The sequence below is a fragment of the Streptomyces sp. NPDC034085 genome (genome assembly GCF_055575555.1).
This window is the reverse complement of sequence record NZ_JBVISL010000002.1, coordinates 577,446-600,717: the sequence shown is the minus strand read 5'-3', so window position 1 is coordinate 600,717 and position 23,272 is coordinate 577,446. Positions and strand designations below refer to the sequence as shown.

Annotated in this window: 21 protein-coding genes; 10 read left to right on the top strand and 11 right to left on the bottom strand. The window is 73.7% G+C overall.

The window, feature by feature from the left end; all coding sequences use genetic code 11:
• Positions 1-92: 92 nt before the first annotated feature.
• The 6 genes from ACZ501_RS08160 (at position 93) to ACZ501_RS08135 (ending at position 6,905) form a co-directional block, all read left to right on the top strand.
• Positions 93-317 (top strand): hypothetical protein, encoded by a 225-nt coding sequence (locus ACZ501_RS08160; protein ID WP_361598352.1) that lies wholly within the window; start codon positions 93-95, stop codon positions 315-317.
• A gap of 114 nt (positions 318-431) precedes the next feature.
• A complete protein-coding gene (locus ACZ501_RS08155) occupies positions 432-1,256 on the top strand; it encodes a hypothetical protein (RefSeq protein WP_361598355.1) in 825 nt (274 codons plus the stop codon).
• Position 1,257: 1 nt separating this feature from the next.
• The gene (locus tag ACZ501_RS08150; RefSeq protein ID WP_468793399.1) at positions 1,258-3,174 is read left to right on the top strand and encodes a fumarate reductase/succinate dehydrogenase flavoprotein subunit; all 1,917 of its coding nucleotides are present in this window, start codon (positions 1,258-1,260) and stop codon (positions 3,172-3,174) included.
• Positions 3,171-3,953, top strand: coding sequence for a succinate dehydrogenase/fumarate reductase iron-sulfur subunit (locus tag ACZ501_RS08145; RefSeq protein ID WP_361598361.1), 783 nt, complete (start codon positions 3,171-3,173; stop codon positions 3,951-3,953). The genes ACZ501_RS08150 and ACZ501_RS08145 overlap by 4 nt, the downstream gene beginning before the upstream one ends.
• A gap of 73 nt (positions 3,954-4,026) precedes the next feature.
• Positions 4,027-6,147, top strand: a complete 2,121-nt coding sequence (locus tag ACZ501_RS08140; protein ID WP_468793396.1) for a TPM domain-containing protein — start codon at positions 4,027-4,029, stop codon at positions 6,145-6,147.
• 41 nt (positions 6,148-6,188) lie between these two features.
• Positions 6,189-6,905 (top strand): PspA/IM30 family protein, encoded by a 717-nt coding sequence (locus ACZ501_RS08135; protein WP_468793392.1) that lies wholly within the window; start codon positions 6,189-6,191, stop codon positions 6,903-6,905.
• Between the two features lie 41 nt (positions 6,906-6,946).
• Here ACZ501_RS08135 and ACZ501_RS08130 read toward each other — a convergent pair whose 3' ends face one another.
• From ACZ501_RS08130 to ACZ501_RS08100, 7 genes are all read right to left on the bottom strand, one after another.
• Positions 6,947-9,565, bottom strand: coding sequence for a SpoIIE family protein phosphatase (locus tag ACZ501_RS08130; protein ID WP_361598437.1), 2,619 nt, complete (start codon positions 9,563-9,565; stop codon positions 6,947-6,949).
• 194 nt (positions 9,566-9,759) lie between these two features.
• Positions 9,760-10,188 (bottom strand): ATP-binding protein, encoded by a 429-nt coding sequence (locus tag ACZ501_RS08125; RefSeq protein ID WP_361598440.1) that lies wholly within the window; start codon positions 10,186-10,188, stop codon positions 9,760-9,762.
• Positions 10,189-10,342: 154 nt separating this feature from the next.
• Complete coding sequence (locus ACZ501_RS08120) at positions 10,343-10,789, bottom strand: (deoxy)nucleoside triphosphate pyrophosphohydrolase (RefSeq protein ID WP_468793389.1); 447 nt, start codon at positions 10,787-10,789, stop codon at positions 10,343-10,345.
• Between the two features lie 31 nt (positions 10,790-10,820).
• On the bottom strand, positions 10,821-11,015 hold the full coding sequence (locus ACZ501_RS08115) for an SPOR domain-containing protein (protein ID WP_361598373.1): 195 nt from the start codon (positions 11,013-11,015) through the stop codon (positions 10,821-10,823).
• 314 nt (positions 11,016-11,329) lie between these two features.
• The gene (locus ACZ501_RS08110; RefSeq protein ID WP_361598376.1) at positions 11,330-12,082 is read right to left on the bottom strand and encodes a GntR family transcriptional regulator; all 753 of its coding nucleotides are present in this window, start codon (positions 12,080-12,082) and stop codon (positions 11,330-11,332) included.
• Positions 12,083-12,205: 123 nt separating this feature from the next.
• On the bottom strand, positions 12,206-13,381 hold the full coding sequence (locus ACZ501_RS08105; protein WP_468793385.1) for a DUF4190 domain-containing protein: 1,176 nt from the start codon (positions 13,379-13,381) through the stop codon (positions 12,206-12,208).
• 176 nt (positions 13,382-13,557) lie between these two features.
• Positions 13,558-15,132 (bottom strand): S8 family peptidase, encoded by a 1,575-nt coding sequence (locus ACZ501_RS08100; RefSeq protein WP_468793382.1) that lies wholly within the window; start codon positions 15,130-15,132, stop codon positions 13,558-13,560.
• 218 nt (positions 15,133-15,350) lie between these two features.
• On the opposite strand from ACZ501_RS08100, the gene ACZ501_RS08095 reads away from it, so the two are divergent.
• The 3 genes from ACZ501_RS08095 to ACZ501_RS08085 all read left to right on the top strand — a co-directional run bounded on the left by ACZ501_RS08095 (position 15,351) and on the right by ACZ501_RS08085 (position 18,332).
• Positions 15,351-16,466, top strand: a complete 1,116-nt coding sequence (locus ACZ501_RS08095; protein WP_468793379.1) for a pyridoxal-phosphate dependent enzyme — start codon at positions 15,351-15,353, stop codon at positions 16,464-16,466.
• A 69-nt stretch (positions 16,467-16,535) separates the two neighbouring features.
• Complete coding sequence (locus ACZ501_RS08090) at positions 16,536-17,354, top strand: isocitrate lyase/PEP mutase family protein (RefSeq protein ID WP_361598386.1); 819 nt, start codon at positions 16,536-16,538, stop codon at positions 17,352-17,354.
• A gap of 54 nt (positions 17,355-17,408) precedes the next feature.
• Complete coding sequence (locus ACZ501_RS08085; RefSeq protein ID WP_468793831.1) at positions 17,409-18,332, top strand: EamA family transporter; 924 nt, start codon at positions 17,409-17,411, stop codon at positions 18,330-18,332.
• Positions 18,333-18,345: 13 nt separating this feature from the next.
• Here ACZ501_RS08085 and ACZ501_RS08080 read toward each other — a convergent pair whose 3' ends face one another.
• The 4 genes from ACZ501_RS08080 to ACZ501_RS08065 form a co-directional block, all read right to left on the bottom strand.
• The gene (locus ACZ501_RS08080) at positions 18,346-19,137 is read right to left on the bottom strand and encodes a trypsin-like serine peptidase (RefSeq protein WP_361598389.1); all 792 of its coding nucleotides are present in this window, start codon (positions 19,135-19,137) and stop codon (positions 18,346-18,348) included.
• A complete protein-coding gene (locus tag ACZ501_RS08075) occupies positions 19,134-20,219 on the bottom strand; it encodes an alpha/beta hydrolase (protein ID WP_361598392.1) in 1,086 nt (361 codons plus the stop codon). The genes ACZ501_RS08080 and ACZ501_RS08075 overlap by 4 nt, the downstream gene beginning before the upstream one ends.
• 232 nt (positions 20,220-20,451) lie before the next feature.
• Positions 20,452-21,609 (bottom strand): alpha/beta hydrolase, encoded by a 1,158-nt coding sequence (locus ACZ501_RS08070; protein WP_361598395.1) that lies wholly within the window; start codon positions 21,607-21,609, stop codon positions 20,452-20,454.
• A gap of 137 nt (positions 21,610-21,746) precedes the next feature.
• Positions 21,747-22,184 (bottom strand): MarR family winged helix-turn-helix transcriptional regulator, encoded by a 438-nt coding sequence (locus tag ACZ501_RS08065; protein WP_361598398.1) that lies wholly within the window; start codon positions 22,182-22,184, stop codon positions 21,747-21,749.
• Between the two features lie 77 nt (positions 22,185-22,261).
• On the opposite strand from ACZ501_RS08065, the gene ACZ501_RS08060 reads away from it, so the two are divergent.
• Positions 22,262-23,236, top strand: a complete 975-nt coding sequence (locus ACZ501_RS08060) for an SMP-30/gluconolactonase/LRE family protein (protein ID WP_468793377.1) — start codon at positions 22,262-22,264, stop codon at positions 23,234-23,236.
• Positions 23,237-23,272: the final 36 nt, after the last annotated feature.

Genomic DNA, 23,272 nt, shown 5'->3' with positions numbered 1-23,272 from the left:
TGCACGTCCCTTCACAACCGGGGACGGGAGGCGCGACACTCGCAGGCGCCCGTGAGCGTTGCCACCGCACCCCGCGGAAGTGAGGGCAAGTCATGTCCCTGCAAGATGATCTGACCGCCGTACGACGCAATCTCAACGAGCTGGTCCGCTCGGTGGAGCAGCTGGAGAAGGACGTCGCCCGGCAGTCCGCCGCCGCCGGCTCCAGGCCGCCGGACACCTCCCGGATGGTCACCATCCCGGACACCCCGTACGACAGCGCGCTGTGGACGGACACCGACGACGAGGGCCTCGGCGCCCGCGACCGCCGCGCCCCCTAGAGGCCCGCCCGCCGTCCGCGTCCACACCGCACAGCACAGCACCCCCCTCCGGCCCGGCCGCTTCGGCGGCCGGGCCTCCTGAGCCACCCCTCACCACTCCACCCGGAGTTCCCTTTGGCCACAGGCACGGAACCACCCCAGCAGCGGTCCGGCGGGGTCCACGGCCCCTCGCGGGCCGCGATCGCGGCCCGGCACCTGCGGACCGACCGGTGGTGGCTGTCGCCCGCCGGCACCGCGGCCGGGCTGCTCGCCTTCATCGCGTACTCGACCTGGCGCGCCTTCGCCGACGACCACTACTACGCGGCCCCGTACGTCTCCCCGTTCTACTCCCCCTGCCTGGCGGAGAACTGCCGGGAGATGCGCGGCGGCCCCAACCTCGACCTGTTCGGCAGTTGGTGGGGCCTGTCCCCCGCGCTGCTGATCCTGGTCTTCCCGCTCGGCTTCCGGCTGACCTGCTACTACTACCGCAAGGCCTACTACCGGGGCTTCTGGGCCTCGCCGCCCGCCTGCGCCGTCGCCGAGCCGCACGCCTCGTACACGGGTGAGACCCGCTTCCCGCTGGTCCTGCAGAACCTGCACCGGTACTTCTTCTACGCGGCCGTGCCCGTCGCGGGCGTCCTCACGTACGACACGGTGCTGACCTTCCGCGACGAGCACTACGCGTGGGGCCACATGGGGCTCGGCACCCTCGTCTTCCTCGCCAACATCGTGCTGATCTGGGCCTACACCCTGTCCTGCCACTCCTGCCGGCACATCATGGGCGGCCGCCTCAAGCACTTCTCGCGGCATCCGGTGCGCTACCGCCTGTGGGGCTGGGTCAGCCGGCTCAACGCCCGCCACATGCAGCTCGCGTGGGCCTCGCTGATCAGCGTGGCCCTGTGCGACTTCTACGTGTACCTGCTGGCCAGCGGCACCATCACCGACCCGAGGATCTTCTGAGATGGCTCAAGTGGAACGGCAGCAGTGGGACGTGGTCGTGGTCGGCGCGGGCGGTGCCGGGCTGCGGGCCGCGATCGAGGCCCGCGAGCGGGGCGCCCGTACGGCCGTGATCTGCAAGTCCCTCTTCGGCAAGGCCCACACGGTGATGGCCGAGGGCGGGATCGCCGCCTCCATGGGCAACGTCAACGAGGGCGACAACTGGCAGGTGCACTTCCGCGACACGATGCGCGGCGGCAAGTTCCTCAACCAGTGGCGGATGGCCGAACTGCACGCCAAGGAGGCCCCGGACCGGGTGTGGGAGCTGGAGACCTGGGGCGCGCTCTTCGACCGCACGCCCGACGGGCGGATCTCCCAGCGCAACTTCGGCGGGCACGAGTACCCGCGCCTCGCCCACGTCGGCGACCGGACCGGCCTGGAGCTGATCCGCACCCTCCAGCAGAAGATCGTCCAGCTCCAGCAGGAGGACTTCGAGGAGCACGGGGACCACGAGGCGCGCCTCAAGGTCTTCCAGGAGTGCACGGTGACGCGCGTGTTGAAGGATCGCGGCCTCACGGACGGCGAGAGGGTCGCGGGCACCTTCTGCTACGAGCGCGAGTCCGGGCGCTTCTTCGTCCTGGAGGCCCCGGCGGTGGTGCTGGCCACGGGCGGGATCGGCAAGTCCTTCAAGACCACCTCCAACTCCTGGGAGTACACCGGCGACGGCCACGCGCTGGCCCTGCTCGCCGGCGCGCCCCTGCTGAACATGGAGTTCGTGCAGTTCCACCCGACCGGCATGGTCTGGCCGCCCTCGGTGAAGGGCATCCTCGTCACCGAATCGGTGCGCGGCGACGGCGGGGTGCTGCGCAACTCCGACGGCAAGCGGTTCATGTTCGACTACGTCCCGGACGTCTTCAAGGAGAAGTACGCCGAGTCCGAGGAGGAGGGCGACCGCTGGTACGAGGACCCGGACCACAACCGGCGCCCGCCCGAACTGCTGCCCCGCGACGAGGTGGCGCGGGCCATCAACTCCGAGGTCAAGGCCGGCCGCGGCTCCCCGCACGGCGGGGTCTTCCTCGACGTGTCCACCCGGATGCCGGCCGAGAAGATCAGGCGCCGGCTGCCCTCCATGTACCACCAGTTCAAGGAGCTGGCGGACGTGGACATCACCGCCGAGCCGATGGAGGTCGGCCCGACCTGCCACTACGTGATGGGCGGGATCGCGGTCGACTCCGACACCGCCGCCACCGTGGGCGTACCGGGGCTGTTCGCCGCCGGTGAGGTCGCGGGCGGCATGCACGGCTCGAACCGGCTCGGCGGCAACTCCCTGTCCGACCTGCTGGTCTTCGGTCGGCGGGCCGGGCTGCACGCGGCGCGGTACGCCGCCGGGACCGCGGGACGGCCCGCGGTCTCCCAGGCCGCGATCGACGCGGCGGCGGCGGAGGCGCTGGCCCCCTTCCACGCGGACGAGGGCGCGGAGAACCCGTACACCCTCCACCAGGAGCTCCAGACGGCGATGAACGACCTGGTCGGCATCATCCGCCGGGAGGCCGAGATGGCCGAGGCCCTGGAGCGGCTGGCGGCCCTGCGCGTACGGGCGGCCCGGGCCGGGGTCGAGGGGCACCGGCAGTTCAACCCGGGCTGGCACCTGGCGCTGGACCTGCGCAACATGCTGCTGGTCAGCGAGTGCGTGGCCCGTGCCGCGCTGGAGCGCACCGAGAGCCGGGGCGGGCACACCCGCGAGGACTGCCCGGCGATGGAGCGGCAGTGGCGGGCGGTGAACCTGCTGTGCCGGCCCGTGGAGCCGGCCCCCGCCGATCCCGCGGCGCCCCGGATCGCGCTCCAGCGGGTGCGTACCGAACCGGTCCGCCCCGACCTGCTCGCGCTCTTCGAGAAGGAAGAGCTGGCCAAGTACCTCGCCGAAGAGGAGCTGTACGGGTGACCACATACGACGCACGCTTCCGGGTCTGGCGGGGCGACGCGGAGGGCGGGGAGCTGCGGGACTTCACCGTCGAGGTGCACGACGGCGAGGTGGTCCTGGACATCGTGCACCGGCTCCAGGCGACCCAGGCGTCCGACCTCGCGGTCCGCTGGAACTGCAAGGCGGGCAAGTGCGGCTCGTGCAGCGCGGAGATCAACGGCCGGCCCCGGCTGCTGTGCATGACGCGGATGTCGGTCTTCAGCCGCGAGGAGACCGTCACGATCACCCCGCTGCGGGCCTTCCCGGTCGTCCGGGACCTGGTGACGGACGTGTCCTTCAACTACGCCAAGGCGCGGGAGGTGCCGGCGTTCGTCCCGCCCCCGGGTGTCGCGGCGGGCGAGTACCGGATGCAGCAGGTGGACGTGGAACGCTCGCAGGAGTTCCGCAAGTGCATCGAGTGCTTCCTGTGCCAGGACACCTGCCACGTGGTGCGCGACCACGAGGAGAACAAGGCCGCCTTCGCGGGCCCCCGCTTCCTGATGCGGGTCGCGGAGCTGGACATGCACCCGCTGGACGCGGCCGCCGCCTCGGGCCTGGACCGCAAGCGCACCGCCCAGGAGGAGCACGGGCTGGGCTACTGCAACATCACCAAGTGCTGTACGGAGGTCTGCCCCGAAGGCATCAAGATCACCGACAACGCCCTGATCCCGCTGAAGGAGCGGGCCGTGGACCGCACGTTCGACCCCCTGGTGTGGCTGGGGAACAAGATCCGGCGCCGTTCGGACGACGGCACGGCCTGAGCCGTCCCCATGGCGGCGGGGAGGCGGGGCGCTCCGGATGCGGGGGGAGGTACCGGCCCATAACCTCCCCCATGTGACCTCGCCGAGCAGCAGGACGCGGACCGGAACCGTCTGCGGGAGAGCCGTACGGGCCGGGCTCGCCGTCGCCGCCGCGCTGCTCGCACTCGGCGGGCCGGCGGCGGCGCCGGCCCGCGCCGAGGATCCCGTCACCCTGGCGCAGCAGGGCCAGGTCACCGACCGCGTCGGCGCCCTCGGCTCCCGCGCCCCCGCCGTGACGGCCGCCCTCGACCGGCTCTACGCCGACCGCCGGATCCAGCTCTTCGTCACCTACGTGCACGACTTCTCCGACCGCTCCCCGCAGAGCTGGGCCGACGCCACCGCCCAGAAGAACGGCCTGGGCCGGGACGACGTCCTCCTCGCCGTCGCGACCGGCGCCCGCCAGTACGCCTATTCGGCCGACGTGGACTCCGGTTTCACCGAGGAGCAGCTCGCCGCCGTCGCCCGTACGGCCATCGAGCCCGCCCTGCGCGAGAACGACTGGGCCGGCGCCGCGATCGGCGCGGCGGACGGCTACGACGCCGTCCTCGGCGGCCGGCCCGTCCCCGTCCCCGCCCTCACCCCCGGCCTGCCCGACCCCGGCGGCGGCCGGAGCGGCGGCCGGAACGGGGCCGGCGACTTCGTGGTGCCGGTGGCCGCCGTCGGCGCCGCCGGGGCGCTCGGCGTGTACGCGTACCGCCGCCGCAGGCGCGGCGCCGGCGGGGGTGCCGGGAGGGGCACCCGCACCAGCCACACCGGCTGGGACGGCGCCCGCGCCGTGCCCGCCCCGCTGCCGGAGCTCGACGCCACGGCGAAGGCCCTGCTCGTGGCCACCGACGACGCCGTCCGCACCAGCACGGAGGAACTCGGCTTCGCCACGGCCCAGTTCGGCGACGAGGCGGTCGGGCCCTTCACCGAGGCGGTGGCGTACGCCGAGGACGAGCTGACGCACGCCTTCCGGCTGCGCCAGCAGCTGGACGACGCCGAGCCGGAGGACGACGCCACCCGGCGCCGGATGCTGGACGAGATCGTGGCCCGCTGCACGGAGGCGAACCGGCGCCTCGACGCCCGGTCGGCGGAGTTCGACCGGCTGCGGGACCTGGAGAAGAACGCCCCGCAGGCCGTTGCCACCGTCGAGGAGCACTTCCGCGCGCTGACGGGGCGTACGGCGGCCGCCGGGGCGACCCTGGCCGCGCTGACGCGCCGGTACGCGGACTCCGCGTCCGCCCCGGTGGCCTCCCACCCCGCCCGGGCCGAGGACCGGCTGCTGTTCGCGTCGACCGCCCTCGGCGGGGCGCGGGCCGCGCTCGCCGCCGGGGACAACGGCCGGGCGGCCGTGCACGTACGGGCCGCCGAGGGCGCGGTGGACCAGGCGGCGACCCTCCTCGACGCGGTCGAGCGGCGGGCGCGGGAGCTGGAGGAGGCGGCCGGGAAGCTGCCGGGCGCCCTCACCGAGACGGAGGCGGACCTCGCCGACGCGCGCGGCCTGCTCAGCGGCAGCGCCGAGGGCTCCGCGACGGGGGACCTGCGCGGCCGCGTCGGCCGGGCGGAGTCCGTACTGGCCGGCGTACGCGCGGAGCGGGAGGCCGGCCGGTACGACCCGATCGACGCCCTGCGCCGGGTCGAGGAGGCGGACGCGGCCCTCGACGAGGCCCTGGCGGGGGCCCGGGAGCAGGAGTCGGGCCGGCGGCGCGCGGCGGCGCTGCTGGAGCCGGCCCTGCTGTCGGCCCGCAGCGCGATCGGCGCCGCGTCGGACTACGTCACCACCAGCCGGGGCGCGGTCGGCAGCCCGGCCCGGACCCGGCTCGCGGAGGCGCAGCGGCACCTGGAGCGGTCGGGGGCGCTGGCCGGCCAGGACCCGGCGGGGGCGCTGGCGGAGGCGCAGCAGGCGGACTCCCTGGCCCGGCAGGCGCAGCAGCTGGCGGAGCAGGACGTGGCGGCGTACCGGAACCCGTACGCGGGCCGGCGCGCGGGCGGCGGCCGGGGCGGGGCGGTCCTGGGCGGGATCATCCTCGGCGAGATCCTCCGCGGCGGCGGCCGGGGCGGTTTCGGCACGGGCTTCGGAGGCGGGGGCGGCTTCGGCGGAGGAGGCGGCGGGCCCGGCTCGTACGGCGGCGGCGGCACCCGCGGCCGCATGGGCGGCGGAGGCCGCTTCTGATCCGGCAGCAGACGGACCCGCACCCCACCAGGAGGGACCCCATGGGCAGGCAGACGATCCTCGGCCGCGTCACCCAGCTCGCGAAGGCCAACATCAACGCGCTGCTGGACCAGGCGGAGGACCCGCAGAAGATGCTCGACCAGCTGCTCCGCGACTACGCGGACAACATCTCGGAGGCCGAGCAGGCGGTGGCGACGACCCTCGGCAACCTGCGGCTGCTGGAGGCCGACCACAAGGAGGACGTGGACGCCGCCGCCGAGTGGGGCGGCAAGGCCCTCGCGGCCAGCCGCAAGGCGGACGAGCTGCGCGCGGCCGGTACGACGGCGGACGCGGACCGGTTCGACAACCTGGCCAAGGTGGCCCTGGGCCGGCAGCTGCGGTCGGAACAGGAGGCCCGGACGGCGGAGCCGGTGATCGCCGCGCAGACGCAGGTCGTGGACCGGCTCCGGGCGGGGCTGGCCGCGATGGAGGACAAGCTGGCGGAGCTCCGGGCCAAGCGGGACGAGCTGGTGGCCCGGGCGGGGACGGCCCGGGCGCAGAACACGATGCTGGACGCGGTGGAGAGCGTCGACGTCCTGGACCCGGCGAGCGACCTGAACCGCTTCGAGGAGAAGGTCCGGCGCGAGGAGGCGATGGCGCAGGGCAGGCAGGAGCTGGCGGCTTCCTCCCTGGACGCCCAGTTCGAGTCGCTGGAGGACCTCGACCGGGCCTCGGAGATCGAGGCCCGCCTGGCCGCCCTCAAAGCCCGGGCGGCCTGAGCCCCCTCACCCGACCGGCACCGGCCGCGGACGTCGCCGCCTCACCCGTACATGCTCAGCAGCTGCTCCGCCGACAGCTCGGTGACCGCCTCGCCCGGCGCGCCGCCCGGCATCGGGAGCGGGAGCTCGAACCAGACGGTCTTGCCCCGGTGGGTGCGGCGGGTGCCCCAGCCGGCCGACAGCAGGCCGACGAGCTGGAGGCCGCGGCCGCCCTCGTCGGTGTCCCGGGCGCGGCGGCGCCTGGGCTGGGCCAGGTTGCCGTCCCAGACCTCGCACACCAGGGTCCGGTCCAGCAGCAGCCGCAGCCGGATCTCGCCCTCCCCGTACCGCAGGGCGTTGGTGACGAGCTCGCTGACCAGCAGCTCCGTGGTGTCGAGCAGCCCTTCCAGGCCCCACGCGGGCAGCTTCGCCCGGGCCAGCTCGCGGGCCCGGCCCACGGAGCGGGCCTCGCGGGGCAGCTGCCAGTCGCCGACGGCGTCCACGGGCAGCCCCTGCACCCGCGCCATCAGCAGCGCGATGTCGTCCTCGCCGTGCCGGGTGTGGAGGGTGTCCAGGACGTGGTCGCAGACCTCCTCCAGCGGGCGGGACGGATCGGCGAGCGCCCCGCGCAGCCCGCGCAGGCCCTCCTCCAGGGGGTGGTCGCGGGATTCGACGAGGCCGTCGGTGTAGAGGGCGAGCAGGGCCCCCTCGGGCAGTTCGACCTCGACCTCCTCGAAGGGTTCGCCGCCCACGCCCAGGGGCATCCCGGTCGGGATCTCCAGCAGGAGTCCGGGGCGCGGTGCGGCGCCGTCCTCGGCGGGTTCGACCAGCACGGGCGGCATGTGGCCGGCGTTGGCGATGGTGCAGCGGCGGGTCACCGGGTCGTAGACGGCGTACACGCAGGTGGCGAGGTAGACCTCGGAGCGGTCCGCGTCGCGGGAGTGCAGGGCGGCGCGGGAGGCCTGCTGCGCACCGCCGGGGGCGCCGAGCCCGCGCGCGACCTCGTCGAGGGCGCTGAGCACCTCGGCCGGCTCCAGGTCCAGCAGGGCGAGGGTGCGCACGGCGGTGCGCAGTTCGCCCATGGCGACGGCGGCCCGCAGCCCGCGGCCCATGACGTCGCCGACGACCAGCGCGGTGCGGTGGCCGGGCAGTTCGATGACGTCGAACCAGTCGCCGCCGACCTCGGTGGCGGCGTTGCCCGGCAGGTACCGGCAGGCGATGTCCAGTCCGGCCGCCTCCGGGTCGCCGGGGGGCAGCAGGCTGCGCTGGAGGATCAGCGCCCGTTCGTGCTCGCGCCGGTAGAGGCGGGCGTTGTCGATGCACACGGCGGCCCGTGCGGCCAGTTCCACGGCGACGGCCCGGTCGCGCTCGCCGAAGGGCTCGCTGCCCTTCGTACGGGAGAACTGGGCGAGGCCGACCACGGTGTCGTGGGCGACCATCGGGACGATCAGGGTGGACTGGACGAGGTCGTCCGGGCCGCCGCCCGCGACGAGCCGGGGGCGTGCCGTGCGCAGGGCCAGCGCCCCGGGGGAGGCGGCCGGGTAGCGGTGGGTCTCCCCCACGGAGACCGGCGCGCCGGGCCCCGACAGCGGCGCGTCGGACACGGCGGAGGCGAAGGCCACCCGGCGCAGCGGCGCGGAGGGGGCGCGCCGGGCCCCCTGCCCGGGCAGCGAGGGCACCCCGGGGCCCTGCGGGCGGGCGGGCCGGTCGTCGTCGCCGAGCAGCAGCCCCTGGTAGAGGTCGACGGCGGCCAGGTCGCAGAAGCCGGGGACGGTGACGTCGAGGAGTTCGCGGGCGGTGGTCTCCAGGTCGAGGGAGTTGCCGATGCGGTGCCCGGCCTCGTTGAGCAGGGCGAGGTTGCGGCGGACGCCGGCGGCCTCGCGGGCGGCGAGGTGGCGGCGGGTGACGTCGGTCCCGAGGCCGGCGATGCCGATGGGGCTGCCGGTGCCGTCGTGCACCCGGTAGAGGTTGATGGACCAGTGCCGGTCGTCGCGGCTGCGGGGGGTGGCTCCGGTGATCCGCAGGTCGGTGACGGACTCGCCGGTCTCCAGGACCCGGCGCAGGGCTTCGGCCATGCGGTCGGCCTCGTGGGGCGGCAGGTAGTCGTGCACGGTCCGGCCGCGGTGCTCCTCGGCCGCTCCGCCGAAGACGGTCGCGAAGCGGCGGTTGGCGCGCTGCACCGTGAGGTCGGTGCCGAACAGCAGGAACCCGAAGGGGGATTGGCCGAATATGGCCTGGGAGGCGGCGAGGTCGGATTCGATGCGCCGCAGCGCGCGTACGTCCACGACGACGCACAGCGCGGCCCGCTCGGCGCTCTCGGTCAGGGTCGGCATCACATAGATCTCGGCCACGCCGCGGGCCCCGTTCCCGCCCGGGATCCGGAAGGGGACCAGGCCGGTCCATTCCTTGCCGTCGAGGATCTCGGCGACCTTGCGGTGGCCGTCCTCGCGCAGCTCGGGGGGCATGAAGGCGTCGACCGGGTCGCGCCCCACCGCCTGCGCGGCGCCGAGCCCGAACAGCTCCTCGGCGCGCAGGCTCCACTGGTCGATCAGCCCCTCAGGGCCGATCGAGAAGGAGGCCACCTTGATGTAGTCGTATATCGAGCCAGGCGGACTGCTGTGCCACAGGGAGTCGTGCAAAGGCTCCCCGGGCACCCGGGCCTGATGTGTCTGCGCAGGTATCTCGCTCACGCGACCGTCCCCTCCAGCTCACCGCAACCGGACCGGCCATGACCGAAGTATTCAGCACCACGGCCCCGTACGGCACGGCGTTCACGATCACAAAAGGGTCCCGTTGTTTTCCGGCCACGTCCGGCGGTCTTCCCGGACGCTGCCCGGGAGACCCCTGCCGCCCTTACGTGTGCCCCTTCTCCTTGTTACTCACCAGGAAGAGCCAACTCGAACCACACGGTCTTGCCCGATTTCCCGTGGCGGGTCCCCCAGCGGCGTGCGGAGACGGCGACCAGGTGCAGTCCGCGCCCGCCCTCGTCGTCGGGCGCGGCGACGCGCTCGCGGGGTGGATCCGGAAGCGGATCGGAGACCTCCACGAGCAGGGCCGGGCCGCCGGCCAGGTCGGGCGCGGCCGGATTGCGGCGGACCAGGCGGACCCCGATGGGGCCGGAGGCGTAGCGCAGGGAGTTGGTGACCAGCTCGCTGACCAGCAGGACGGTCACGTCACCGACGGAGTCCAGGCCCCAGGAGCGCAGGGTGCCGCGCACGGCGTGGCGTGCGGTGCGGACGGCACCGGGCTCGGCGGGGAAGGCCCACTCGGCGCATTCACCGTCTGTGTCGATCACGCCGATCACTTCCCGGGCCACCAGCGACCCCAGTCCGGTTCGTCGGGGACGAAAGGGGGACGAGATAGGGACTAATAGCGACATACCCGATATTCGGGACGCTGTACCACCCGATCCCCCGCGCACCGGCGCACTGTGGCGCGGACGGCCTAGAACGAGAGCCTCACGCGCCCCGGTGCGCCCCGCCGTGCGACTCGGTGCCCACCCCGGTGCCCACTCCGGCGCGCAGCCGGCGCCCGGCCTCCGCGACGGCGGGCCGGTCCTGGTCGAGCCAGTCCACCGAGTCCAGTTCGTGCGGGGCGAGCCAGCGCAGTTCGTCGTGGTCCTCCAGCGGGGCGGGCTCTCCCGAGACCAGCCGGGCGGTCCACACGTGCAGGACCAGGCCGGGCCGCAGCGGCCACTCCCCCGGGATCCGCTCCAGCGCCTCGGCCTCGACGCCGAGTTCCTCGCGCAGTTCGCGCACCAGCGCCTGCGGCACGCTCTCGCCCGGCTCGGTCTTCCCGCCGGGGAGCTCCCACCGGCCGGCCAGCTCGGGCGGCGCGCTGCGCCGGGCGGCCAGCAGGCGCCCGTCACGACAGAGGGCTCCGCCCACGACCACGCGTACAGTCATGGACGGAGCCTATGCCAGCACCTTCAGCCGGTCAGTTGGTGGTGGCGGTCTGGCTTTCCTGTCCGATCCGCTCGACCCAGTAGAGCTGCTTGTGTCCTTGGCCGTCGAGACTGTCGGCGACCTTCTGGGCCTCGGCCCGGGAGGGGTAGCGGCCCACCCGGTAGCGGTTGCCGTTGTCGTCCTGACGTATGACCAGCCATGGAAGCAGGGCACCGCTGTCGGTCATCGCGCTCCACCCTCCGCCGCTGTACCTGCCCAGGAAACCGCATTGCGCATATGCCTGAGCTTACGCCCGACCTTTACGGAGCGGATACGGTTTTTCACGAAGAGGTACCTGGGGGGCGTACGCATCCGGCCAGGCGTACGAGCGGGCCGTGCGCGCCGGTGCGAAGCCGGCGCACGGCGCCCGTCCGCGGGTGGGCGGCGGGTCGGCCGCCGGCCCCGCCGCGCGGAGCCGGATCGAACACGGGTCCGGAGCCCGCCCCGGACCCGTGCGATACGACCGAAAAGACCGTCCGCCGACGGGCCGGCCGGGCAGGGCTACCGGACCGGCAGGTGGTAGGAGAGGCGGTAGCGGTCCGCCGGGACGACCACGTCCGCGGTTTCCACCGCGCGCCCGGAGGCGAAGTACGTACGGCTCACCACCAGGACCACGTGCCCCGGGACCCCGCCCAGCGCGAGGATCTCCTCGGCCAGGCCCGGCCGCGCCCCGACCTCCTCCACCACGTTGTCCACGACCACGTCGATGGCCGCCATCCGGTCCACCACGCCGGAGCCCCCCAGCGGCCCTTCCTCCGGCAGCATCACGGGCGTGCGGCCGGTGACGGCGAGGGGCTCCCAGGAGGTGGAGAGCATCATCGCCTCCCCCGCGTCCCGGAAGACGTAGCGGGTGCGCATCACGCGGTCGCCCGGCTCGATGCCCAGCCGCTCCGCGATGGCGGCAGGCGCGGCCGCCTGCTCGCTGCTGGACTCCCACGTCCCGCGCGCGCCCGCGTCCGCCTGCTCCTGGCGGAAGGGGGTGGAGGCCCCGGCCGTGCGGTAGCCGGAGCGGGCGACCCGCCGCGGCACGGGCTGCTCGCGGACGTACGTCCCGGAGCCGGAGCGGCCCTCGACCAGGCCCTCCGCCATGAGGACCTTGCGCGCCTCCAGCGCCACCGTGTCGGAGACCCCGTACTCCTCGCGGATCCGCGCCTGGGAAGGGAGCCGGGCGTGCGGGGGCAGGGACCCATCGACGATCTTCCGTCGCAGATCCCCGGCGACGCGCAGATAGGCCGGCTGCTCACCGAAAGTCACGAGCCACTCCCATCAGGTTGACAGACAGCTACACCCTGGCAACCGACGGTTGAGCTGCGCAAGCACGGGCCAGGGTTTCACTCGATGTGATGAACCCAGGTCACTCAAACCCCTTACCGCGCGTTACCCACGGGGCCACCGGACGGATTCCGCCGAAGGGCCCCGACCGGCCCCCGCCCCGGGGCCGCCCGGGCCCGACGACAGCCACTCCGGGACCGTCGTGGCGAGCCCGTAGGCACCCCGCAGCGCCTTCTCCGTGTCCACCGTCAGCGCCGCCAGCGCCGCGTCCCACGCCCGCTGGAAGTCGGCCGGCCGGACCGCCCGGGACGCCCGCTGCCACTCCTTGCGCGCGGCCGCGACCTCCCCCAGCTGCGCCCGCACCGAGGCTCCCGCGCCCTCCCGCGAGGACGCGCCCTGGAGCGTCCGCTCCTCCGCCGCCAGCGCCTCGTCGACCTCCCGCGCCCAGGTGCGGTGCTCGGACAGCGCCTCCCCGACGTCCCGGCCGGGGGCGCGCCCCAGCGCCTGGTCGGCGGCGTTCAGCGCGCCCAGCAGGGCCACCTGGTCCGGCGTCAGCATGCCCGCGTCCTTGCGCAGACTGCCCCGGTGCTCCTGCGTCGACGTGCCGATCAGGCACAGCAGCCGCCGGTCGCCGCTCTGCCAGCTCTCCTCGGAGGGGGAGAAGTAGAACATCTCCGCGTACGCGGGCAGCGCCCAGGTGTCCATCGCGTACGCGTCCTGCGCCTTCCAGCAGGTGTCCGTGGCGGTCTCCTTGAGCTTCCCCGGGGCGGGGAAGCCGCCGGGGCCGAGCAGGGTCGTGGAGGTCACCTCGGCGTCGTGCACCTGGTCGCAGCCGACCCGGTAGGTGAAGCGCGCCTCGTCCAGCAGGTCACCGCCGGGGACGTTGAAGCAGTCGCCCGGCCGCAGGTCGTCCATCGCCGTCAGCCGGCCCTCGACGCTCTCGGCCTCCCGCGGCCCGTCCAGCCGGCCCAGGAAGGCCCCCGCGTAGCGCGCGGCGCCCGCCGCGAACACGCCGGTCATCAGGACGGAGACCACCAGGCCCACGACGGCCAGGGCCCGGCCCCGCTCCCGCTTGCGCGCGGTCTGCACCAGCGCCACGACGGCGAAGACGATCCCGAGCGGCGGGAAGCACAGCAGCCCGACCAGCAGGGAAGCCAGGGCGAAGCCGTTGAGCGCGGGCGGGTGCCCGGTCCCGGGCGGCCCCCACCCCGGCGGCGGTGACGGCGGCGGCCAGGAGTGGCCGGGGCCGGCGGCGGGCTGCTGCGGGGGCGGTGTGCTCACAGAATGAACTGCTCCATCACGGGGGCGCGAACGAATGCGCGAAATAGTACGCAGCGGGGGCGGCCGAGTGGTCGGTCGCCCCCGCGTTCACCGCGCGATCCAGCCTGTTGTCGCGCCCCTCGCCACCCGGTCGCCCGGGCGGAGGACTTGGGCTCCGGAAACCGGTGCCGGCCGCGTCAGAACTGCAGCGCCCAGGAGTCGATCTTGCCGGTGTCCAGGTTCGCGTTGTCGTTCACCCGCAGCTTCCACACCCCGTTGGCCACCTCGGACGAGGCGTTCACCGTGTAGGTCCTGATGAGGTTGTCGGCGCTGCCGCCGCTGCGGTTGTGCAGGTTGTAGAGGGTGCCGTCGGGGGCGACGAGGTCGACCTTCAGGTCTCCGATATAGGTGTGCTTGATGTCGACCGCGACGGTCAGCGCCGCCGGGGCGTTGCCGGAGATGCCGCTGACGGTGACCGGCGACTCGACGGTGGAGTTGTCGTTGACCGCGTAGTCGGCGGTGTTCTCGAACCGGGTGCCCGGGTTCGGCGGCGTGGTGCCCGTGCCCACGTTCAGCAGGCGGTTGGGGGAGCCGGTGCCGGGGCCGGTCACCACGTTGGGGGTGGCCGCCGCGACCAGGCCGTCGCGGACCTGCGCCGGGGTGGCGGCCGGGTTCTGCGAGAGGTAGAGGGCCGCCGCGCCGACGACGTGCGGGGTGGCCATCGAGGTGCCGGAGATGGTGTTCGTCGCGGTGTCGCCGGTGCCCCACGAGGAGGTGATGGAGGAGCCCGGGGCGAAGATGTCGAGGATGCTGCCGTAGTTGGAGTAGCTCGCCTTGGCGTCGGCGCTGGTGGTGGCGCCGACCGTGATGGCCTCGGCGACGCGCGCCGGGGACTTGGTGGAGGCGTCGGTGGACTCGTTGCCGGCGGCGACGCCGTAGGTGATGCCGGCGGCTATGGAGTTGCGTACGGCGGTGTCGAGCGCGGAGTCCGCGCCGCCGCCGAGCGACATGTTGGCCACGGCGGGCTTGACGGCGTTGCGGGTCACCCAGTCGATGCCGGCCACGACCTGGGCGGTCGTACCGGAGCCGTTGTTGTCGAGGACGCGCACGCCGACGATCTTCGCCTTCTTGGCGACGCCGTACGCGCCGCCCGCGACGGTGCCGGCGACGTGGGTGCCGTGGCCGTGGCCGTCCTGGGCGGTGTTGTCGTTGTCGACGGCGTCGTAGCCGTAGGAGGCGCGGCCCCCCAGGTCCTGGTGCGTGATGCGGACGCCGGTGTCGATGATGTACGCGGTGACGCCCTCGCCGGCCTTGTCCGGGTAGGTGTAGCTCTGGTCCAGCGGCAGGGCCCGCTGGTCGATGCGGTCCAGGCCCCAGGACGGCGGGCTGGGCTGGGTGGCGTCGACGGTGAAGGTCCGGTTCTGCACCACCGACCGCACGGCCGGGTCGGCGGCGAGTCTCGCGGCCTGCGCCTCGGAGACCTCGACGGCGTAGCCGTTGAGGGCGGCGCTGTAGGTCCGCTCGATCTTCGCTCCGTACCGCTTCGCGACGGCCTTGCCGCTGTCGGAGGTGGAGCGGGCGGCGGAGTCCTTCAGGGTCACGATGTAGCTGCCGGGGACGGCCCCGGCCACGCCGGCGTTCTCGATGACGCCCCGCGGGCCGCCGTCGGCCGCCGAGGCGGGCAAAGCGGCGGCCGCGCCGAGCGCGAGGGCGGCGACGGCGGTCGCGCTGATGCCGGCGATCCTCCGGCGGGTGTGACGCATCACGGACATGTGGGGGGCCTCTCGTAGGGGGTGGACCGGGCGCCGCGCGGTGGTGCGCGGACATGCGGAAAATCCCTGGTGCAGGCATGTTCATGACAACGAATTCCGCCCCGGGGGGCCGTCGTCTCCGAAAGGTTGACCCAGCTGTGCGGCATCCCACAAGAGCCCAACGGACGCGTAACATCCGTGCCATACAACGGCCATGAACGAGCAAAGGTGCTCAGCACATGACGCACGCACTTCCTGGTTACGTCTGTCCCGAGGACGGCACGCGCGCGGACGTGCGGACCGCCCCGTGGTGCTGCCCCCTCTGCGGCGGGCCTTGGGACCTCGACTTCGCACCCGATCCGGCCACGGTGCTCGAACCGGCGGCGGGACCCCACTCGCTGTGGCGGTACGCGGCCGCGCTGCCCCTGCCGGGGGCGTTCTCGGTGACGCTGTCGGAGGGGCACACCCCGCTGGTGCCGCTCACCGAGCGGATTCACGCCAAGCTCGACTTCCTGATGCCGACGCTGTCCTTCAAGGACCGGGGCGCGGTCATGCTCGCCGAGCTGGCGCGGCGGCTGGCACCGGAGCGGGTGGTCGCGGACAGCAGCGGCAACGCGGGAACCTCCGTGGCGGCGTACTGCGCGCGGGCCGGGCTGAGTTGTGAAGTTTTCGTGCCGGAGGGCACCTCGGAGAAGAAGACCGAGCAGATGCGGGCGCACGGAGCGGCCGTACGCGTCGTCGCGGGCGGCCGCGAGGCCACCGCGCGGGCCGCGCGGGCCGCGGCGGACGAGCCGGGGGTCTTCTACGCCAGCCACGTCTTCAACCCGTACTTCCTGCACGGCACGAAGACGTACGTGTACGAGATCTGGGAGGCGCTCGGCGGCCGGCTGCCGGAGGCGCTGGTCGTACCCGTCGGCAACGGCACCCTGCTGCTGGGCGCCGCGCTGGCGGTGGAGGAGCTGGCCCGGCGGGGGGTGCGGCCGCCGGCGCTGATCGGAGTGCAGGCCGAGGCGGTCGCCCCGCTGGCGCAGGCGTTCGCGGCGGGCGCGGAGGACGCCGGGGCGGTACCCCAGCTCCCCACCCTGGCGGAGGGCATCGCGATCCCGGCCCCGCCGCGGGCCCGCCAGATCCTGGCGGCGGTGCGGAAGTCGGGCGGCACGTTCCTGACGGTCCCCGACGACCGGCTGCGCGAGGCCCAGCGCGACCTGGCCCGGCGGGGCCTGTTCGTGGAACCGACGGCGGCCGCGTGCTGGGCGGCGGTGTCCCCGACCGCCCCCGACGACCCCCTCCAGGGCCGCACGGCGGTCATCCCCCTGTGCGGCGCGGGCGCCAAGACGGGCCTCCCCCCGTCCTGACCCCCGGGCCGGGCCGTCCCCGGCGGAAAAGTGCCAGCGCCGGCCCGGGCGGTCTGCTCAACTGGGGCCATGACCAGCAACCTTGACCGTGCCGCGCAGGCCGCCGCCTTCGCCGCCCTGCACACCCCCGCCGCCCCCCTCGCCCTCGCCAACGCCTGGGACGTCGCCAGTGCCCGTCTCGTAGAGGCCGCCGGGGGTGCCGCCGTCGCCACCACCAGCGCCGGGGTCGCCTGGTCGCTCGGCGCGCCCGACGGGGACGCCCTCGCGCGCGACCGCGCCCTGGACCTGATCGCCCGGGTGGCCTCCGCCGTCTCCGTGCCCGTCACCGCCGACATCGAGGGCGGCTTCGCCGCCGACGCCGCCGGGGTCGGCGAGACCGTGGCCGGGGTCCTGGCCGCCGGCGCGGTCGGCATCAACATCGAGGACGGCGACCGCGCCCCCGCCGAGCACGCGGAGCGCCTGGCCGCGGCGCGCGCCGCTGCCGACGCGGCCGGGGTGCCGCTGTACATCAACGCCCGCGTGGACACGTACCTCTTCGGCCTCGGCGAGAGCGGCACCCGCCTCGACGAGACCCTCGCCCGCGCCGCCGCCTACCTCGCCGCCGGCGCCACCGGCGTCTTCGTGCCCGGCGTCACCGACCCGGCGACGGTCGCGGAACTCGCCAAGGGCATCGACGCCCCGCTCAACGTCCTCGTCGGCCCCGGCGCCCCCTCCGTCGCCGAGCTCGGCGCGCTCGGCGCGGCCCGCGTCAGTCTCGGCTCCTGGGTCGCCGAGGCCGCGTACGCCGTCGCCCGCCGCGCCACCGAGGAACTGCTCGCCGGCGGTACGTACGGCGCCCTCGCCGGCTCCCTGCCCTACGGCGAGCTGAACGCCCTGCTCAAGGGGTGAGACATCGAGAAGCGTGCATGAGGCAACGACCGTAGGATCCGGATCATGAGCAGCATGGTCACGCCCCCCGCGCCCCCGGCCTCCGCCGCCCGCCGTACGGACGGCGCCGTGTGGACCGCCCTCGCGCTCGTGTACGTCGTCTGGGGCTCGACCTACCTCGGCATCCGGATCGTCGTCCAGACCATGCCGCCGTTCCTCTCCGCCGGAGCCCGCTTCATCACCGCCGGCCTGGTGCTGGCCGGGATCGTCGCCTGGCGGTACGGGCCGGCCGTGCTCAGGGCCACCCGGGCGCAGGCCGGCTCGGCGGTCCTGGTCGGTCTGCTGCTGGTCCTGGGCGGCAACGGCCTGGTGGTGCTGGCCGAGACCTCCGTGCCGTCCGGGCTGGCCGCGCTGCTGGTGGCGGCGGTGCCGATGTGGGTGGTGGTGCTGCGGGCGGCCACCGGGGACCGGCCGCCGCTGCGCACCCTGGCCGGGGTGCTCGTGGGCCTGGCGGGGCTGGCGGTGCTGACCAGCCCCGGGCTCAGCGGTGAGGTCCACCTGGGCGGGCTGCTGCTGGTGGTCGGGGCTTCGGTGCTGTGGTCGCTGGGCTCGTTCTCGGCGTCGCGGCTGGAGCTGCCGGCCAATCCCTTCACGGGCTCCGCGTACCAGATGCTCGCGGGCGGGGCCGGCGGGGTGGTGGTGGGGCTGCTGCGCGGCGAGCAGCGCGGCCTGGACGTGGGCGCCTTCTCCACCGCCTCGTGGGTGGCCCTGGGCTACCTCGTGCTGATCGGGTCGGTCGTCGGCTTCACCGCGTACGCCTGGCTGCTCCAGTCGGCGCCGCTGTCGCTGGTGGCCACGTACGCGTACGTCAATCCGGTCGTCGCCGTCGCGCTCGGGGCGCTGGTCCTGGACGAGGCGCTGACCCTGCCGATCGTGGTGGGCGGGGCGGTGGTGGTCGCCGCGGTGGGCGTGATCGTCAGTACGGAACGCCGCACGTGAGCGGGGGCGGGGCTCAGCCCTTCGCGGCCCGCTCGTAGAGGGCCTTGGCCTTCTCGTCGTAGAGCGCGGCCGTGGAGTCCACGTCCGTCTCCCCGCCGCTCAGGACCCCGATCAGACGGCCCGGCTGGCCCGTGCCGCCGCGGTCGGCGATCCAGGGGCTGCCGCTGGTGCCCGTCCAGAAGCCCGAGCAGTTGATGTAGAGCATGTCGGGGTCGTCGAGGTCGTGGCGGCTCTGGGTGGTGCAGGAGACGGGCTTGTTCTGCGGGTTGTGCTCGGACTCCGGGTAGCCGATGACGGTGACCTCCCGCTCGTACCCGGAGGTCCAGTCGGGGGCGGGTGCCTCGCCCCTGCCGACGGCCTCCTGGACGCTGCGGCCGTCCTCGTCCGGCTCGATGGTGAGGAAGGCGAAGTCGGCGGTCTCGTCGCCCCACTTCGTCCAGCGTTCGTCCACGTGGACCGAGCGGACCTTCCACACCCCGAGGGGCTGGGTGCCCGAGCCCTCCCCGGAGAAGGCGGGCGCGAAGGAGAGCTCGCCGATGGCGAGGCCGTCGTGGGCGACCTCGCCCGGCACTCCGTCCTCGCCGGCCGGGGCGACGCAGTGCGCGGCGGTCGCGACGACGTTGCCCCGGGGGCTGTCGACCACGCTCGCCGTGCACCAGTGCTCCCCGCCGGCCATGAGCACGCCGACGGTGGGGAAGGGGTGCACCGGCTGCTCACCGGACGCGCCGAGGAGCACGACGGCACACGCCGCCACGATGCCCGTGGCGGCGGCCGCCGCCGAGGCCCCCTTCACCACCGGGCTCACCGCACGGCGGGGTCGGGCGTCGGGCCCTGCATCACCTTGCTGATCCACTCCAGGGAGCCCTCCCTCATACCGCGTACGTACGACTTCCCGTTGTGCTCACCATCCTGGATCACCTGGAGCCGGGTGTGCACGGGGCCCCTGCCGTACTCGCGCATGAACCGCTCGGCCAGCTCGCGGCCGCTCTCCTTGGTGCCGATCTGGAAGTTGACGTAGACCTCCGGACCGCCCGCCTCGATCAGCTTCGCGGCGAGCTTCTCGGGGTTGTTCTCGTCCATGGCCTGCCGGTTCCCCTTCCACAGCGGGGAGTCGGGGACGATGTCGACTCCGCTGGCGATGACCGCTTTGAAGCGCTCGGGGTACTTCAGCACGTGCTTGAAGGCGCCGAAACCGCCCGAGGAGGAGCCCATGAAGGCCCAGCCGTCGCGGGAGGTGAAGGTGCGGAAATTGGCCTTCGTGAAATCCGGGACGTCATCGGCCATCCAGGTGCCCATCTTGGGCTGGCCGGGGATGTCGGACCCGTCGAAGTGGTGCTTGGTGTCGGCGTTGATCACCGGCATGACGAGGATGAAGGGCAGGCTGGTGCCCGCCTTGACCCCGTCGATCACCGCCTGCTGGAGCCCGAGGCCCGGGCCGGTGCCCCAGTAGTTGCGGGGGTAGCCGCGGCCGCCGGGCAGGGAGATCAGCACCGGGAAGCCGCTCTTGGCGTACCTCGGTTCGTCGTACTCCTTGGGCACCCACACCCACACGTCGCCCGTGAAGCCGGACTTCCTGCCGGTCAGGGTGGTCATGGCGATCTGCGTGCCGTCCGGGAGCCGGCTCGTGCGCACGAAATCGGCCTTCGGACCGGTGGGCATCAGCACGCCCGGGCGGATCTCCTCGGCGGCCGCCGACTCCTCCATCGTGTTGAAGGAGACCGGATCCCCCGTGTCCGAGAAGAGGCCGGCCTCGTACGCCGCGCCGCCCCCGGCGGCGAGGGCGAGGGCGAGTCCGCCGCCGATCAGGAACCGGCGCCGTCGCGGGCGCCGGGGGCGACGGCCGCCCTTGGTCGTGGGGCCGCCGTCGCCTTGGTGGTCATACTGCACGGATTCGTTCCCGTTCCTTCTCCGGCGCCCTGGTTGGGCGCGGGTCGGACCGATTGGTCCCCCTTGACACCTGTACAGAGGTGTGAACGACCGTATGGGTTGCTCGGGAGCGGGGCGACGTGGCGAGGGCCACGTGGCGCAGTCCCCCGGGGCGTCCGGCCTGCGGGAACAGGAGCGGTTCGAACGTACGGGGCCCGGGTGGGGCCCGCCGTGGGGTCAGCCGGTCAGCCGGTCAGCCCGCTTCGGGCCTGGGGCCCTTCAGGACCTTGCTGACCCACTCCAGCGAGCCCTCCTTCATGCCGCGCACGTAGTGCCAGCCGTTGTGCTCGCCGTTCTGGATGTCGCGGATGGTCGTCTTGACCGGGCCCTTGCCGTACTGCTGCACGAACTTCGCCATCCGGTCCTTGCCGGTCTCCTTCGTGCCGACCTGGAAGTTGATGTAGACCTCCGGGCCGCCCGTCCTGATCAGCTGGTCCGCGAGCTTCTCGGGGTTGTTGGCGTCCATCTCCGCCTGGTGGCCCTTCCAGAGCGGGGAGTCGGGGGTGATCTCGCCGCCGCTGGCGATCACGGCCTTGAACCTGTCCGGGTGCTGCAGGAGGGTCTTCATGCCGACGAAGGCACCGGAGGAGGAGCCCATGAAGGCCCAGCCGTCGCGGGACTTGTACGTACGGAAGTTCGCGCGGGCGAAGTCCGGGACGTCCTCCGCGATCCAGGTGCCCATCTTGGGCTGGCCGGGTATGTCGGCGCCGTCGTAGTAGTACTTGTTGTCCGGGTTGAGCACCGGCATGACCAGGATGAACGGCAGGCTGGTCCCGGCCTGGACGCCCTCGCTGACGGCCTTCTGGAGGCCGAGGCTGCGGTCGGCCCAGTAGTTGGTCGGGAAGCCGTTGCCGCCGGGGAGGGCTATGAGGACCGGGAAGGCGCTCTTGGCGTACTTCGGGTCGTCGTACTCCTTGGGAGCCCATACCCAGACGTCGCCCTCGAAGCCTGACTTCGCGCCCGTCAGGCGGGTCTTGGCGATGACCGTGCCGTCGTCGAGCTTGGCGGTCTGCTTGAAGTCGGACTTCGGGCCCGCGGGCATCTGCACGTCCGGGTCGCCGCTGGGCTTGGGCGGGGCCGGGGGCTCCGTCTTCTTCGCCCCGTTGCCGGAGGGCGCCCCGGCGCCGCCGTCCGTACCGGCGGGCGGGCGGGGCTTGCCGAAGCTGACGGCTTCGCCGTTGCCGGAGAACCAGTCGTTCCGGTAGGCGGCGAAGCCACCGCCGCCGAGGAGCAGGGCGCAGGCGACGCCCGCAGCGGTCCAGATCGCGCGCCGTGACTTCCTGCGGCCCTGCGCCCGCTCTGGCTCGCGCTCGGGCTCGTGGCCGGACGACTGCTGCGGGTACTGGTGCACGGGCTTCGCTCCGAACGGTCGGGACTGCCCCGGGCGGGGCAGGGCGGGGGGACGTCCCCCTGGTGACGATGCGCCGCGCCCGCGAAAAGTTCCAAATCCTTGCAAAAACGCGGCCGGAACGTCAGGTTTCCCGGGGCTCACTTCAGGGGCTCGAGCACCTCCGCGCAGCGGCCCAGCAGCTCGGTGAGCTGGGCCCGCTCCTCCGCCGAGAAGGCGGCGGCCAGGGCCCTCTCCACCCGGACGGCGCCGGCGTCGGCCAGCTCCATCGCGGCGCGGCCCTCCGGGGTGAGCCGGGTCTCCAGCACGTTGCGGTGCCATTCGTGGGGGGTCCGCTCGATGAACCCGCGCTCCTGGAGGTTCTTCAGCACCGTGTTCATGGTGGGCGGCGTGACCCCGCACAGCCGGGCGAGGGCGGCGGCGGAGATGCCCGGCTTCTCGGCGAGCCAGAGCAGGGCCGCGTACTGCGGAACCGTTACTGCGGCCGGCTTGCACGCGGTGTTCTTGGCCGCGAGCAGGGCCTGCTCGGCGCGCTTGATGTGCGCGCCGATGCGCTCCTCAAGGGGCATGGACGTCATTGCGGCATCCTACGACCCTTGTTAAGCATTAGAACTCTAACTATCCTTCCGATTCGTTCACTCGAAAGGGTTCACCCATGCGGAAGCTGTCTCATGCCCTCGTCGCCGCCACCGCCGTCGCGCTGACCGCGGCCCTCACCACGGGCGCCGCACCGGCGCCGCCGTCCCCCGTGTCCATGGCCTTCACGCTCCCCGGCTCGAAGGTCTACCCCGAGGGCATAGCCGTGGACTCCCGTACGGGCATGGTGTACGTCGGCTCGTACGCGGACGGCACCGTGTACCGCGCCCGACCGGGGGCCCGTACCGCCGAGGTCTTCCTCCCGGCCGGCACCGACGGCCGGCACACCGCGAACGGCCTGCGTGTGGACGACCGGGGCCGCCTGTGGGTCACCGACTCCACGGCCGGGGTCGCGGTGTACGACGCGGCGACCGGCGCCCGCCTGGCCCACTTCGAGGCCCCGGCCGGCACACCGCACTTCATCAACGACCTGACCGTCACCCCGGACGGCACCGCCTACCTGACGGACAGCGTCCGCGCGGTGATCTACCGCGTCACCCCCGGGCAGCTGCGCGCGGGCTCCGGGCCCCTGACGGTGGCCCACGACCTGAGCGGGCACGTCACCCCGCCGCCGCCGGGCCGGTTCACGCTCAACGGCATCACCTCCGACCGGGCGGGCCGCTACCTGCTGGCGGTCGACATGACCGCGGGCGAACTGCACCGCGTCGACCTGCGCACCGGCGCCCTGAGCCGGGTCACCCTGACCGGCGGCGACCTGAAGGCCGCCGACGGCCTCCAGCTCTCCGCGACCGGCGTCCTGCGGGCGGCCCACAACACCAGCAACACCCTGACCCGCTGGCAGCTGACCCCCGACGGCACCCGCGCCCGCCTGACCCGCACCCTCACGGACGGCTCGCTCCAGATCCCCACCACCCTGGCGCACCTCCCGGGCCGCACCCTGGTGGTCCGATCCCAGTTCGACAAGGGCGGCCCCATCACCCCGTCCACGGGCACCCCGACCACCTTCACGGTGGCAGCGGTCCGGGGCCTGTGACAGCACGCGGGCGCCGGAGTCCGGCGCCCGGTGCCC